Genomic DNA, 12,472 nt, shown 5'->3' with positions numbered 1-12,472 from the left:
CTGCCGGCGTGGACGGTGGCGGGGTCGGGTGGGAGCGGACGCGGGTGTGGGTCGAGGCACGGTTGGCCTCGGGGGAGCGGGTGGTGGGGGCGAGCGGCTGGTCGGGGGCTGGACCTCGGTGATGCGGCGATTGCGGGTGGTCGGGCCAGGGGGCGAACGGCCGCTGGTGCTGCGGTCGTTCGTGAAACCGTTCTTTCTGGTGCATGCCGAGGGCCTGCTGGACCGTGAGGCGGCGATCCTCGGGTTGCTTGCCGACACCGACATTCCGGCCGCGACGTGTCTGGCCGTGGACCCGCGTGGCGAGCACTGCGACCATCCGCCCCTGCTGATGTCGTTGCTCCCGGGCGGGATTCGGCTGGACGACGACGGCGTCGACGAGCGGATCGTGCTGCTCGCCCGCCAACTCGTGGCCGTGCACGCGGTCGTGGTCGACGATCGCACTCGGCCCCGCGACTATCAGGCGTGGACCACCCCCGAGCGGGTGCGCGTACCCGAGGATTCCGGGCGACCCGAGCTCTGGCGGCGCGCGATCGACCTGATTCGGTGTGAACCGCCGCCGTATCGTGGGTGCTTCCTGCATCGCGACTTCCACCCGAGCAACGTGCTTTTCACCGGCGAGGGTGCGCACACCCGGGTCACCGGCATGGTCGACTGGGTGGAGACCTCGTGGGGGCCGGCCGACCTGGACGTCGCGCACTGCTCGACCGCCCTGGCGCTGCTGCACGGGCCGGCCGCCGGGATGAGCTTCGCCGCCGCCTATACCGCGGCCGGCGGGCGGCTCGCCGAGGACTCCGCCGCCCACCTGTACTGGCGCCTGCTCGACGCGCTCGGCTACGCCCCGACGCGGAGAAGATCGCCGTTCCGTGGCGCGAGTCGGGTCGCCCCGATCTGACCCCGGCCCTCGTGACCGGGCGCCTGGAGGAGTATGTCGCCGCGCTGCTGGACCACTTCGACGAACCGGTGCGGCGGCGCTGATCGACCCTGCGGGTCGTGGCATTCCGGGGGAAGACCCGGGAACGGCTTCTCACGCGCGTGGCGAGGGGCGGCCGACCTCCCAGGACGCCTCGATCATCCGGAAGATCTCGTCCACCGCGGCCTGCGGATCGGCCGCCTCGCGGGCCAGCGAATAGGCGTCGATCACGAACCTGGCGATCGTCCGGCAGGCCGTGGTGGTCTGCGGCAGGTCGAGGTCGGCGGCGATGGCCGTTGCCAGCGACTCCGCGTGGCGCAGCCGCATCGATTCCTCGTACTGCCGCAGGCCGGGTGATTCGTCGATCATGCGCCAGATCGGGGCGGCGCCGTCCCCCGTGCAATGTTGCACCAGGGCCCGGATCTCGCCGCGCAGTGCGGGGATGAGCGGCTCGTGCGGCGCCCGGCCGGTGACCGCCCGGATGAGACCTTGTTCGAAGTCTTCGTCCTGTTCGAACACCAGTGCCTCTTTCGAGGCGAAGTGGGAGAAGAGCGTGGTGACGGCCACGTCGGCCTCGGCGGCCACGTCCCGGATGCCCACCGCGTCGTATCCGCGTTCCAGGAAGAGCCGCAGGGCGGTGTCGGCGATCTTCCGGCGGGTCGCGGCCTTCTTGCGTTCGCGGCGTCCGGGCGGCTCGGTCATGGCCTGACGCTATCAGATGCAAATGCGTAACCGTTGTTAAAAGCTAACCGTTAGTGTTACGGTCCGCCGCATGAAGAAAGTGAGCTTCGCCGAGTTCGGCGGTCCGGACGTTCTGCGTCTCGAAGACGCCGAGGAGCCGCACGCGGGCCCCGGCCAAGTACGCATCGCCGTGCGGGCGGCGGGTGTGAATCCCGTCGACTGGCGGGTCCGTGAAGGCCAGGTCCTGAAGGCCCATCCGATCGAATTGCCCGCCGGTGTCGGGCTGGACGCATCCGGGGTGGTGGACGAGGTCGGCGAGGGGGTCGACGGGGTCGAGGTCGGCGACCACGTGTTCGGCGAAGGTTCGAGCACCTACGCCGAGTTCGCCGTGCTGTCGGCCTGGGCGCGGATGCCGGAGGGCCTGACGTTCGAAGAGGCCGCGGGATACCCCTCCGTGGTGGAGACCGCGCTGCGCATCATCCGTGAGGTGGGTGTGCGGCCCGGGCAGACGCTGCTGGTCAGCGGTGCGTCCGGGGGAGTGGGATCGGCGGTCCTGCAGATCGCCCGGGACCGCGGCATCACGGTGATCGGCACGGCCGGGGCCGCGAACCAGGACTATCTGCGTGGCCTGGGCGCCCTCGCCACGACGTACGGCGAGGGGTGGGTCGAGCGAGTGCGCGGGCTCGGCCGGGTCGACGCAGCCCTGGATCTGGCCGGCTCGGGTGTGATCCGCGAGTTGGTCGAGCTGACCGGGGACCCGCGGAAGGTGGTCTCCATCGCCGATCTCGGTGCGCCGGAGTTCGGTGTGCGATTCTCCGGCACGGCCGGGAGCGTGCCGGACGCGCTCGCCGAGGCCGCCGACCTCATCTCGCGGGGAAAGCTCCACATCCCGGTCGAGAAGTCCTACACGCTCGCCGAGGCCGCGGCGGCGCACATCGACAGCCGAGCCGGCCACACGCGCGGGCGCCGAGTCATGGTCGTCTGAGCCGTTTCCGGGGCAACTGCACGGCCCGGCGCGCCGAATCCCTCGATTACCGGGTGCACGGGATCCATTGGCCGCCGCCGGCGGCGGAGGCGCGGATGGCGTCGAGGACGCGTTGGCCGGCGACGCCGTCGGCGAAGGTGGCGTGCCGGGGGGCCTCGGCGGCGGGGTCCCCGTTGATCAGGGCGGCGAACGCGGTGGCGAGGCGGGTGTACGGCGCGCGGTCGATGCCCATCGAGTGGAGCAGGTCGTAGGCCGTGTGCATCAGGTCGGACGGGGGCGCGATCGGGTCCGGGTTGACCAGGTCGGCGGGGGTTTCCACGCGGCGGTCGCCGGAGGCGTCGGCGAGCCAGACGTCGTCGAACTCGACCCAGGCCGTGCCGTGGGTGCCGGCCACGCGCGTGGTCATCAGCGGCGGCCCGTAGATCCCGGCGGAGCTTTGCAGCGTGCCCTCGACGCCGGTCACCGTGCGGAAGCGGATGTTGAAGGTGTCCTCGGCGGTCTGCCCCGGCCGGTCCGCGACCAGGGGCAGGCCCGCGCTGACGCCCGCGAACTCGCCGAGCGTGTGCCGGATCTGGTCGATCCAGTGCGAGGCGTGCGCCCCCAGCCAGCCGCCGCCGTCCTCGGCCCGACCCCACCACGCGGGCACCTCGGCGGCCGGTCCGGTCAGTACCGGGATGTGCAACAACCAGGTGGCGAGCCGGGGTTCGCCGATCGCGCCGGCCGCGATCAGCCGCGCGAGCAGGGCCTGCGAGGACTGCCAGCGGAACTCGGTGCCCAGCATGTGCACGACGCCGGCCTGCTGCGCCGCCGCCAACATCCGCGCCGCCTCGTTCGCGTCGCTCGCGAACGGCTTCTCGCACACCACGTGCTTGCCCGCCGCGACCGCCGCGAGCACGATCTCGGCGTGCGTGTGCGGCGGTGTGGCCACGGTCACCGCGTCCACGCCGTCCAGGGCGAGCGCCGCGTCGAGGTCGGTGAACGCGTACGGCACCCCGAAGCGCTCGGCTCGCTCGGCGGTACGCACCGGGTCCCGGCCGACCAGCGCCCGTACCTCGAAGCCCGCATCCCGGAAGGCGGGCAGGTGGGTGATGCACCCGAAACCGGTTCCCACGATCGCCACACCCAGCTTGTTCTGCGCCATGACGTCGCTCTCCTTCTTCGGGGCCGAGGTTTCGGGGCCGGGGCCGGCCGCGGCCACGGCGGGGACGGGCCCACCGTGGGCCGGCCGGGCCGAAACGCGCGCCTACGGTAAGGGAAGCTGTCCAATTTCGCCATGACGCCGCCGTGTGACGAACCGCATCCGGCGGGGTCAGCGGTTCCGGTACGCCGACACGCCCTCGATGGTCAGTCGCGCCCGCGCCATCCGGCCCGCGGCGACCGTCGGCTCCGGGTCCAGGATCAGCCCCAGTTCCGCGCGTACCGCCGTCGTCGGCAGTGCCGCATCGACCTCGGCGGCGGGATATCCGAACACGTCGACGTCCCGCCAGACGACCGGGTCCGTCTCGGTGCCGGGCTCCCGTTCGAAGACGATCGTGCGGCACCCGTGCTCGGAGCCGGTCACGTCGATGCGCAGGGTGCCCGATCGGCCGCCGAAGCTCCAGAACTCCCGGTGGCCGTCGTCGACCAGGCGCGTACCGGCGCACGACCAGTAGGGGCGCACGTCCACCACCGTGGACAGTGCCCATTGGGCCTGCTGCTCGCTCATCCCGAAGCGCAGCATGCCCGCGCCGCGCGGCAACACCACGCCCGCGCCCGGCAGCAGTTCGAACATGCTCCGAGTGTGCACACCGGGCCCCGGCGGCGGTGATTCGGACTCTGGTTCGATGATCGCCTGCCTGTATGTGCTCCCCGCCGGTCCTGTTTCCCGAGCGAAAGGTGATACCGCGATGACCGAGACCCCCACCGACCCGCCGACCGGCTCCGAGGCGCTCGACTTCGCCCGATCCGTGCTCGCCGCCCAGCCGTTCAGCCGACTCGTCGGGGCCAGGATCACCGAGTTCGGCGCTGGGCGGGCCACCCTGGAGGTCGACGTCCGCGACGAACTCCGGCAGCAGAACGGCTACTTGCACGGCGGCGTGCTCGCCTACGCGGCCGACAACGCGATCACCTTCGCGGCCGGCAGCACACTCGGCTCGTCCGTGCTGACCGGCAGCGTGTCCGTTCAGTACCTGCGGCCGGCGCTCGGTGCCGTGTTGCGCGCCGAGGCGCGGATCGTGCACGCCGGTCGCCGGCAGGCGGTCTGCGACTGCAGCCTGATCATGCGGGGTGCGGACGGCAGCGAGACGGTCTGTGCGATCGGCCGGGGCACGGTGCTGGTGGTCGACGGCACCGCCGACTGACGGCCGTCTGCCGCCCGCTGTCCGCCGTACGCCGCCGCCCGCCGCCCGCCGCCCGTCGCCCGCCGTCCGCCGGGGCAGGGGGATGTCCTCGGGAGCGGATGTCGCGTACCGTTGACTGTCGTCACGATGGCAACAGGATGATGAGGTGCCGGCCATGCAGCTCCGTCCCTCCGCACACGTCGACACGTTCTCCCGGGATCGGCTGCCGCCGGTCGAGCAGTGGCCCGAGCTGATCTTCGAGCTGCCGGAAGTGCGCTATCCGGACCGGCTCAACTGCGCCGTCGCGCTGCTCGACGACACCATCGCGCGACACGGCGCGCCCCGGCGCTGCCTGCTCACCGCCGACGAGACCTGGACCTACGGCGACCTGCTCACCCGGGCCAACCAGGTCGCCCACGTGCTGACCGAGGACCTGGGCGTGGTGCCCGGCAACCGGGTCCTGTTGCGCGGCCCCAACAACCCCTGGCTGGTCGCGAGCTGGTTCGGCGCGCTGAAGGCCGGCGCGGTCGTGGTGACCACCATGCCGCTGCTGCGCGCCCACGAACTCGACGCCATCCACGAGATCGCCCGGCCCACCGCCGCACTGTGCGATCACCGCTTCACCGCCGAACTCGACGCGGCGCGGACCCCCGGCCTGCGCGTACTGACCTACGGCGGGCCCGGCGAGGACACGCTGCCCGCCCGCTGCGCGACGAAGAGCACCGTGTACGAGGCGGTGGACACCGCGTGCGACGACGTCGCGCTGATCGCGTTCACGTCCGGGACGACCGGTCGGCCGAAGGCCACGATGCACTTCCACCGGGACGTGCTCGCCATCGCCGACACCTTCTCCGCGCACGTCGTCCGCCCCGAGCCCACCGACCTGTTCACCGGGACCCCGCCGCTGGGCTTCACCTTCGGCCTCGGCGGGTTGGTGGTGTTCCCACTGCGGGCGGGCGCGGCCACGCTGCTCCTGGAGCGGGCCACTCCCGAGGAACTCGCCGCCGTCGTGGCCGAGCGGCGGGTCACCGTACTGTTCACCGCGCCGACCGCCTACCGGTCCATTCTCGGCGCCGGGCTCGTCGACCTGCTCGCGGGCGTGCGGCGCTGCGTGTCCGCCGGCGAGGCGCTGCCGGTCGGCGTGTGGCAGGCGTATCACGACGCGATCGGGACGCGGATCATCGACGGGATCGGTGCGACCGAGATGTTGCACGTGTTCGTCTCCGCCGCCGACGACGCGATCCGCCCGGGAGCGACCGGGCTGCCGGTGCCCGGCTACCGGGCCGTGGTGCTGGGACCGGACGGCAAGCCGGTCCCGGACGGTACGCCCGGGCACCTCGCGGTCAAAGGCCCGACCGGCTGCCGCTACCTCGACGACCCGCGGCAGTTCGACTACGTGCGGGACGGCTGGAACATCACCGGCGACACCTACATCCGCGACGCCGACGGCTACCTCTGGTACCAGGCCCGCAGCGACGACATGATCGTCTCGTCCGGCTACAACATCGCCGGCCCCGAGGTGGAGGCGGTGCTGTGCGCCCACCCGGACGTGGCCGAGTGCGGGGTGGTCGGGGCGGCCGACGAGCGGCGCGGGATGGTGGTCAAGGCATACGTGGTGCTGCACCCCGGGGTGGTCGCGGACGAGGCGACGGCGCTTGCGCTCCAGACGTTCGTGAAGCAGACCATGGCGCCGTACAAGTACCCGCGGCTGGTCGAGTTCGTGTCCGAGCTGCCGCGCACCGACACGGGCAAGCTGCGGCGCGGCGAACTGCGCCGGCGTGCGGCGCGGGGTACGCCGGTCGCCGAGGCGGGGCCGGCTCCCGGATAGGATCGCCGGCGAACCAGACTCCGCGAGGAAGGCGACCATGGCGGAGACCCCGGCCCGGCCCAGCTCGTTGATCAACACCGTGTACGGCGCGTTCGTGCGTGGTCTCGGCGGGTGGATCTCGATCGCCGACCTGATCGTGCTGATGGGCGAACTCGGCGTGGACGCGCCTGCGGTGCGGTCGGCGATCTCGCGGCTGAAGAAGCGCGGCACGCTCACCCAGGAGCGGCGGGACGGCACCGGGTATCGGCTCAGTCCGGCGATGGAGTCGATCTTCGACGAGGGCGATCGGCGGATCTTCGGCAACCTGGAGCCGGCGCGGCTGGAGGACGGCTGGGTGCTGGCGATCTTCTCGGTGCCCGAGTCCGAGCGCGCGCACCGCCACCAACTGCGGTCGCGGCTGACGTGGCTGGGCTTCGGCAATGTGTCGCCGGGGGTGTGGATCGCGCCCGCCCGGCTGCTGGAGGATGCTCGGCGCACCCTGGTGCGGGTCGAACTCGCGGACTACGTACACCTGTTCACGGGGGATGCGGCATTCGCGCAGTTGGGCTCCGCGGTCGGGGACTGGTGGGACTTCGAGGCGATCGAGGAGCAGTACGCGCTGTTCACCGACGAGTACGGTCCGGCCGCCGCCGAACTCGTGGGGCGGCCGGTGGTGGATACGGTCGACGCGTTTCGCACGTATGTGCCGATGTTGACGCAATGGCGGCGGTTGCCGTATCTGGATCCGGGGTTGCCGGCGGAGTTGTTGCCTGCGGATTGGAATGCGGTCGAGGCTCGGAAGGTGTTTCTGTCCTTGCACTCGCTCCTTGCGGAGGGGGCGAGGGAGCACGTTCGGGAGGTGGCTGGGTTGGCCTCAAGCGCCGGCCGGGCTGGTGGGGTGTTCGGCTGACCTCAGGCGTCGGTCGGGCTGGGGTGGCCTCAGGCGCCGGCCGGGCTGAGTGTGCTCAAGCGCCGCACGGGCTGCTTGGCCTCAGGCGCCGGCCGGGCTGGTGGGGTGTTGGGCTGACCTCAGGCGTCGGTCGGGCTGGGGTGGCCTCAGGCGCCGGCCGGGCTGAGTGTGCTCAAGCGCCGCACGGGCTGCTTGGCCTCAAGCGCCGGCCGGGCTGGTGAGGTGTTCGGCTGACCTCAGGCGTCGGTCGGGCTGGGGTGGCCTCAAACGCCGGCCGGGCTGGGTGGACTCGGGTGTCGGCCGGCGTTTGGGGGTTAGGCCATTGTTTTGGTGAGCCAGCGGAAGACGTCGGGGACCATGCGGCGCCAGACGTCGGTGCCGTGGCCGCCGCCGGTGATTTCGGCGAGGGTGATGGCTGTGGGGGGTTTGGCGAGGGCCTTGAGGGCCTGGGCGTCGCCGTAGCCGTCGCCCTTTTCGCCGGCCAGGTAGAGGGCGACCTTGGGGGGCTGGGGTGCGTCCTTGAGGATGGTCAGCGGGTTCGCCGAGACGCGCAGGGCCGGGTCCTTGGACGTGACCGAGTCGGACTCGCCCTTGGGGTCGTTGTAGCCGGACAGGCTCACGCCCGCGCCGTAGCGGTCCGGGTGCAGCAGCGCCATCCGGACGGCGCAGTGGCCGCCGGCCGAGTAGCCCGCGATGGCCCAGTGCTTGGGGTCGGTCTCGGCACGGAAGTTGTCGATCACCATGCGGCGCACGTCGCCGGAGATCCAGGTGTCCGCGTTGGCCTTGCCCGGCACGTCCGCGCAGCCGGTGTCCTCGTTGCCCGCGAGCAGCTTGGTTCGCGGCGAGACCAGGATGAACGGTGCCACCTCACCCTTGGCCATCAGGCTCTTGAGCTGCTTGTTGACGTCCAGCGTGCCGAACCAGGCCTTGGCCGAGCCGGGGTAGCCGGGCAGCAGTTCGACGACGGGGAACTTCTTGTCCGCGAACGCCGGGTCCTTGTACTGCGGCGGCAGCCACACGTAGACCTCGGCCTCGACGGCCGACTGCGGGCCCTTGAGGGTGGTCTCCTGGACGCCGTCGCCCATCTTGCCGTCGGAGGCGGGCTCGAACTTGCTGATCAGCTTCTGCTCGGGCGCCGGCGGCGGAGCCGGTTCGCGGGCCTCGGTCACGTGGCCGCCGCCGGTGCCCAGGAAGTCGTCCCAGGTGTCGTAGAGGCTGTTCGCGTTGTTGACCATCACGAAGACCATCAGGATGGCCGTCGCCTGGCACGTGACGAGCATGAACAGCCGCCCGACGATCCTGACCGGCTTCGGCCCGGGGATGCGGTTCCATGCGACCAGAGCCAGCACGAGGGCCGCGATGGCGAGCACGATGGTCGTTATGTAGAAGGGGGTACCGGTCAGGCTCACTGTGGTCTTCCAGGGGGATTCAGCGACGATCCGGACACGGTCAGTCGGCGGTGGGCGGGGACATGTGTCGGCCGAGCCAGCCGAGCAGATCCGGGATCATCTTCTTGAAGTGCGACGTCAGATGCCTGCCGGCGGGCTGCTCGTAGTACTCGATGCGTACGGGTGGGGCTGCCTTCGCGACGAAGGCCTTGACCAGGCGGACCTCGGCCGCGTCCCCGCCGCCTGCGGTCGCGAGCACGTCGATGTCCGCCTTGCCCGCGGCGATCAGCTTGTCCGGGCTGTTGGCGAGCCGCTCGGCCTCGTGGCCCTTCCACAGCGGGGAGTCAGGGTTGAAGTAGCCGTCGATCGGCACGGCGACCTTGAACCGGTCCGGGTGCTGGAGCGCGAGCTTGATGCTGCAGAACGCGCCGGTGGAGGCACCCATCACCCCCCACCCGGCCGGGTCGCGCAGCGTCCGGAAGTTGGCCTTGACCAGGTCGGGGATGTCCTGAGCCATCCAGGTGCCCATCTTCGGCTGTCCCGGGATGTCACTGCATTCGAGGCTGCGCTTCTCGTCCTTCTCCAGGTTCTGCACCGGCATCACCATGATGAACGGATGACTCGTGCCGGCCCGGCTCTGGCGTACGGCCTCCTGCTGGATCGGCAACTGGTTGTCGGTCCAGGTGTTGTAGCCGTTGCTCTGGCCACCCGCGTAGAGCGTGAGCACCGGGAAGCCGTGCTTCGCGAAGGCCGGGTCGTGGTACTCCGGCGGCAGCCACACCCACACCTTGCCGGTGACCCCCGACTTGGGGCCCGTGTACGAGGTCATCAGGATCGGCCCGACCGAGGTGGTCGTGGCGGTCGTGAAGTTCGTCGCGGGGCCGGTCGGCATCACCGCCTTGGTCGGCGCGGCGGGCTTGGCGGGCGGGCTCGGCGCGCCGCCGGACTGCGACGGTGCCGCCGTGGACTTGGCGTGTTCGGCCGCCGAATCGCCGGACGAGCCGCACGCGGACGCGGTCACCGCGACGAGTACGGCACCGAGCAGCGCCGTCGCGCGACGACGGCGTGCGGAAAGGGAGTTCAAGGGAAGGGCTCCGGCAGGCGTCAGGGGGTGCTGTTGACAAAAACGACCTTAACCGGACATCGAAACGGTCACTCGACGGCTCTGTAACAGCCGTCCATCGATCGGCGGGACGAAAACAGCGTTTTCGTGATTTTACCGTGACCGAGTCACCCCTTCGGTCGAGCCACGAGTGACTTTCGGCGACGGCGAGGGTACCGGCGAGGACGCCGTCGGCCACAACCAGGAGTCGCGCTTGTCCTTCGCCACGCCCGTCCCGCGACCCCCCTCCCCGGATTCGAGTCCGAGTTCGAGGTCGGGGTCGATTCCGCGTACGCACGGACTGCGCGCGACGGTCGTGGTGGCTCTCGTGATGTTGTTCCTGATCGCGATTCCGTACCTGCTCAACCGCTCCGTCGTCGGCGCGGCGCCGGTGCGGGCCGGCCAGGTGGTCACGCTGGGCCCCTTCCGCTATCGGCCGGCGCCGGGTTGGCAGATCGACCGCGGCGCCTCGCAGGCCGATCTGGTCAGCGTGCTGGTCAAGGGCGCGACCACGTACCGGCTGACCCCGCTGGGCCGGCAGTCCTCGGCCGCGGGCGCGTTCAAGGCGGCGGCGCGCCGTTACGAGGCGACCGGGCGCGGACGGATCGGCGGCGACCCGGCCACGGTGGCCACCGCGCGCGGGCTCACCGGCCTGGTCGCGCCGATCAGCGGGAACACCGTGGCCGGCACGCTCACCGTCCTGGTCGGCGGCGGCCAGGGTCTGGGGGTCTCGCTCACCGCCCGGCACACCGCACCGCTGACCGAGGCGATCGCCGACGACGTGGTGACCATGGTGGATTCGGTGGAGGTGGTCGACTCGTGAGTGTGGCTCCACTGACCGATCGCCGGGGCCGGCGGGACGCGGGCAGCATCGTGCAGCCCGGGCGTGCGGCGTTCTGGCTGTATCCGATCGTGCTCGCGCTCGGCGCCGCGAGCGTGGTGCCCAACTTCGTCCGGCTGTCCTCGGCCGCGCCCTCCGGCGCGATCGTGCTGAGCGTGGTGGTCCACACTCTGTGGCTGATCCCGGCGCTTGCCGTGATCACCCACCTGGACCTGTTCGAGCGCGAGCCGCTGTCGTTCTGCGTGGCCGCGGTGCTCTGGGGCGGCGTGGTGGCGACCGGATTCGCGCTCGTGGCCAACGACAACGTGCTCAGCTATCTGTCCAAGCTGGATCCCAAGTTCGCCACCGACTGGGGTGCCTCGATCTCGGCGCCGGTGGTCGAGGAGACGCTCAAGCTGCTCGGCGTGGTGATGCTGACCCTGATCAACCGCCGGGTCTTCGAGAGCGTGCTCGACGGCTTCGTGTTCGGCGCGCTGGTCGGCCTCGGGTTCCAGGTGGTCGAGAACGTGATGTACGCGCTGAACGCGGCGATCCAGGCGGGCGAGACCTGGACCGGCGGGATCATGGCCAGCTTCTTCGTCCGGGCGATCGTCAACGGGCTGTGGAGCCACGCGGCGTTCACCGCGATGACCGGCGCGGGCGTGGCGTACGTGGTGGTCGGTGTACGGCGGCGGCTCGCGGTTCGGCTGGCGGCGGCCGGTGCGCTGTACGCGGTCGCGTGGGCCCTGCATTTCGTGAACAACTCGCCGATCCTGGAGATCGTCCTGGAGCGCACCGACTGGTACCTGACCATCGTGCAGATCGTGCTCAACGGGCTGGTCGTGCTCGCCATCGCGAGCTTCGTCTACCGGCTCGCCGCCCGGCAGGAGTATCGCTGGTTCGCGCGCGCGGTGGGCGACGAGCCGGATTTGCTGCCACTGCGCGAACTCGCCGCGCTCGCCTCGAACAAGACCCGCAAGGAAGCGGTGGAGGCGGCCCGGCGCGAACACGGGCGCAAGGCGGCCCGGGCACAGAGCCGATTGCAGCGCGCCCAGTTGGGCTACGGTGTCGCGCTGGCCCGCTCCGCCGATCCGGACACCGATCCGGGTGTGGCCCGCTGGCATCGCCGGATCGACCGGGCCCGGGCCCAAGTGGTGGCCGCGGACGCGGAACCGCCCGAGTCACCGGATGCGCCGATGCCGCATGCGAAGGTACGCCGCGAGTCGCCGGAGGTGCCGTAGTCGGACCCGGCCGGCTTCGGGTCGGCGCCGCCGCGGCGGCCCGAAGCCGGCCGGATCCGGACGGTCAGCGACAGGTGTGCGGGTCCGGCGCGGTTCGCCGGTCCGCCTGTCGGGGCCATTCGGTGTGCTGCACCCACGCGGTCTCGTCGAGATCGGTGAGTCGGTCCTCGCGCAGCAAGTCCCTGGGTGCGGTGCTGAGGTCACGACGACCGAGCGAACGCACCACCAGGAGTACGGTCAGGCCGAGCAGACACACGGAGACGGCGAGCACGACGAGTCCGTCCATGGTGCTCCTCCCTACCTACCTCTA

Annotated in this window: 12 protein-coding genes and 1 pseudogene; 7 read left to right on the top strand and 6 right to left on the bottom strand. The window is 71.2% G+C overall.

Annotated features, from left to right (window positions below; genetic code table 11):
• Positions 1–44: 44 nt before the first annotated feature.
• Positions 45–975, top strand: a pseudogene (locus ACZOOI_RS03135) (phosphotransferase family protein).
• Positions 976–1,024: 49 nt separating this feature from the next.
• On the opposite strand, the gene ACZOOI_RS03130 reads toward ACZOOI_RS03135, so the two are convergent.
• The gene (locus ACZOOI_RS03130) at positions 1,025–1,612 is read right to left on the bottom strand and encodes a TetR/AcrR family transcriptional regulator (protein WP_465279296.1); all 588 of its coding nucleotides are present in this window, start codon (positions 1,610–1,612) and stop codon (positions 1,025–1,027) included.
• Positions 1,613–1,682: 70 nt separating this feature from the next.
• On the opposite strand from ACZOOI_RS03130, the gene ACZOOI_RS03125 reads away from it, so the two are divergent.
• On the top strand, positions 1,683–2,576 hold the full coding sequence (locus ACZOOI_RS03125) for an NADP-dependent oxidoreductase (RefSeq protein WP_465279295.1): 894 nt from the start codon (positions 1,683–1,685) through the stop codon (positions 2,574–2,576).
• Positions 2,577–2,622: 46 nt separating this feature from the next.
• On the opposite strand, the gene ACZOOI_RS03120 is transcribed toward ACZOOI_RS03125, so the two are convergent.
• Together ACZOOI_RS03120 and ACZOOI_RS03115 are read right to left on the bottom strand one after the other, a co-directional pair.
• Positions 2,623–3,717 (bottom strand): Gfo/Idh/MocA family protein, encoded by a 1,095-nt coding sequence (locus ACZOOI_RS03120; RefSeq protein ID WP_465279294.1) that lies wholly within the window; start codon positions 3,715–3,717, stop codon positions 2,623–2,625.
• Between the two features lie 168 nt (positions 3,718–3,885).
• On the bottom strand, positions 3,886–4,347 hold the full coding sequence (locus ACZOOI_RS03115; RefSeq protein ID WP_465279293.1) for a hypothetical protein: 462 nt from the start codon (positions 4,345–4,347) through the stop codon (positions 3,886–3,888).
• A gap of 115 nt (positions 4,348–4,462) precedes the next feature.
• On the opposite strand from ACZOOI_RS03115, the gene ACZOOI_RS03110 reads away from it, so the two are divergent.
• From ACZOOI_RS03110 to ACZOOI_RS03100, 3 genes are all read left to right on the top strand, one after another.
• On the top strand, positions 4,463–4,915 hold the full coding sequence (locus ACZOOI_RS03110; RefSeq protein ID WP_465279292.1) for a PaaI family thioesterase: 453 nt from the start codon (positions 4,463–4,465) through the stop codon (positions 4,913–4,915).
• 154 nt (positions 4,916–5,069) lie between these two features.
• Positions 5,070–6,722, top strand: coding sequence for an AMP-binding protein (locus ACZOOI_RS03105; RefSeq protein ID WP_465279291.1), 1,653 nt, complete (start codon positions 5,070–5,072; stop codon positions 6,720–6,722).
• Positions 6,723–6,759: 37 nt separating this feature from the next.
• Positions 6,760–7,611, top strand: a complete 852-nt coding sequence (locus tag ACZOOI_RS03100; RefSeq protein WP_465279290.1) for a PaaX family transcriptional regulator — start codon at positions 6,760–6,762, stop codon at positions 7,609–7,611.
• 314 nt (positions 7,612–7,925) lie between these two features.
• Here the strand turns inward: ACZOOI_RS03100 and ACZOOI_RS03095 are convergent, their stop codons facing one another.
• Both ACZOOI_RS03095 and ACZOOI_RS03090 read right to left on the bottom strand, forming a co-directional pair.
• A complete protein-coding gene (locus ACZOOI_RS03095) occupies positions 7,926–9,020 on the bottom strand; it encodes an alpha/beta hydrolase (RefSeq protein ID WP_465279289.1) in 1,095 nt (364 codons plus the stop codon).
• Between the two features lie 40 nt (positions 9,021–9,060).
• A complete protein-coding gene (locus tag ACZOOI_RS03090; protein ID WP_465279288.1) occupies positions 9,061–10,083 on the bottom strand; it encodes an alpha/beta hydrolase in 1,023 nt (340 codons plus the stop codon).
• A gap of 169 nt (positions 10,084–10,252) precedes the next feature.
• Here ACZOOI_RS03090 and ACZOOI_RS03085 point away from each other — a divergent pair, with 169 nt between their 5' ends.
• Together ACZOOI_RS03085 and ACZOOI_RS03080 are read left to right on the top strand one after the other, a co-directional pair.
• On the top strand, positions 10,253–10,924 hold the full coding sequence (locus tag ACZOOI_RS03085; RefSeq protein ID WP_465279287.1) for a hypothetical protein: 672 nt from the start codon (positions 10,253–10,255) through the stop codon (positions 10,922–10,924).
• The gene (locus ACZOOI_RS03080; RefSeq protein WP_465279286.1) at positions 10,921–12,162 is read left to right on the top strand and encodes a PrsW family intramembrane metalloprotease; all 1,242 of its coding nucleotides are present in this window, start codon (positions 10,921–10,923) and stop codon (positions 12,160–12,162) included. Before ACZOOI_RS03085 ends, ACZOOI_RS03080 begins: the two co-directional genes overlap by 4 nt.
• Positions 12,163–12,226: 64 nt before the next feature.
• On the opposite strand, the gene ACZOOI_RS03075 is transcribed toward ACZOOI_RS03080, so the two are convergent.
• Complete coding sequence (locus ACZOOI_RS03075; protein WP_465279285.1) at positions 12,227–12,448, bottom strand: hypothetical protein; 222 nt, start codon at positions 12,446–12,448, stop codon at positions 12,227–12,229.
• Positions 12,449–12,472 lie beyond the last annotated feature (24 nt).

It is taken from the genome of Embleya sp. L77, assembly GCF_055557415.1.
This window is presented reverse-complemented; position numbering and strand designations above follow the sequence as displayed.

Excerpts from the sequence above, each read along its gene's own strand:
- ACZOOI_RS03130 (WP_465279296.1), bottom strand. The coding sequence starts at position 1,612 with ATGACCGAGCCGCCCGGACGCCGCGAACGCAAGAAGGCCGCGACCCGC.
- ACZOOI_RS03125 (WP_465279295.1), top strand. The coding sequence starts at position 1,683 with ATGAAGAAAGTGAGCTTCGCCGAGTTCGGCGGTCCGGACGTTCTGCGT.
- ACZOOI_RS03120 (WP_465279294.1), bottom strand. The coding sequence starts at position 3,717 with ATGGCGCAGAACAAGCTGGGTGTGGCGATCGTGGGAACCGGTTTCGGG.
- ACZOOI_RS03115 (WP_465279293.1), bottom strand. The coding sequence starts at position 4,347 with ATGTTCGAACTGCTGCCGGGCGCGGGCGTGGTGTTGCCGCGCGGCGCG.
- ACZOOI_RS03110 (WP_465279292.1), top strand. The coding sequence starts at position 4,463 with ATGACCGAGACCCCCACCGACCCGCCGACCGGCTCCGAGGCGCTCGAC.
- ACZOOI_RS03105 (WP_465279291.1), top strand. The coding sequence starts at position 5,070 with ATGCAGCTCCGTCCCTCCGCACACGTCGACACGTTCTCCCGGGATCGG.
- ACZOOI_RS03100 (WP_465279290.1), top strand. The coding sequence starts at position 6,760 with ATGGCGGAGACCCCGGCCCGGCCCAGCTCGTTGATCAACACCGTGTAC.
- ACZOOI_RS03075 (WP_465279285.1), bottom strand. The coding sequence starts at position 12,448 with ATGGACGGACTCGTCGTGCTCGCCGTCTCCGTGTGTCTGCTCGGCCTG.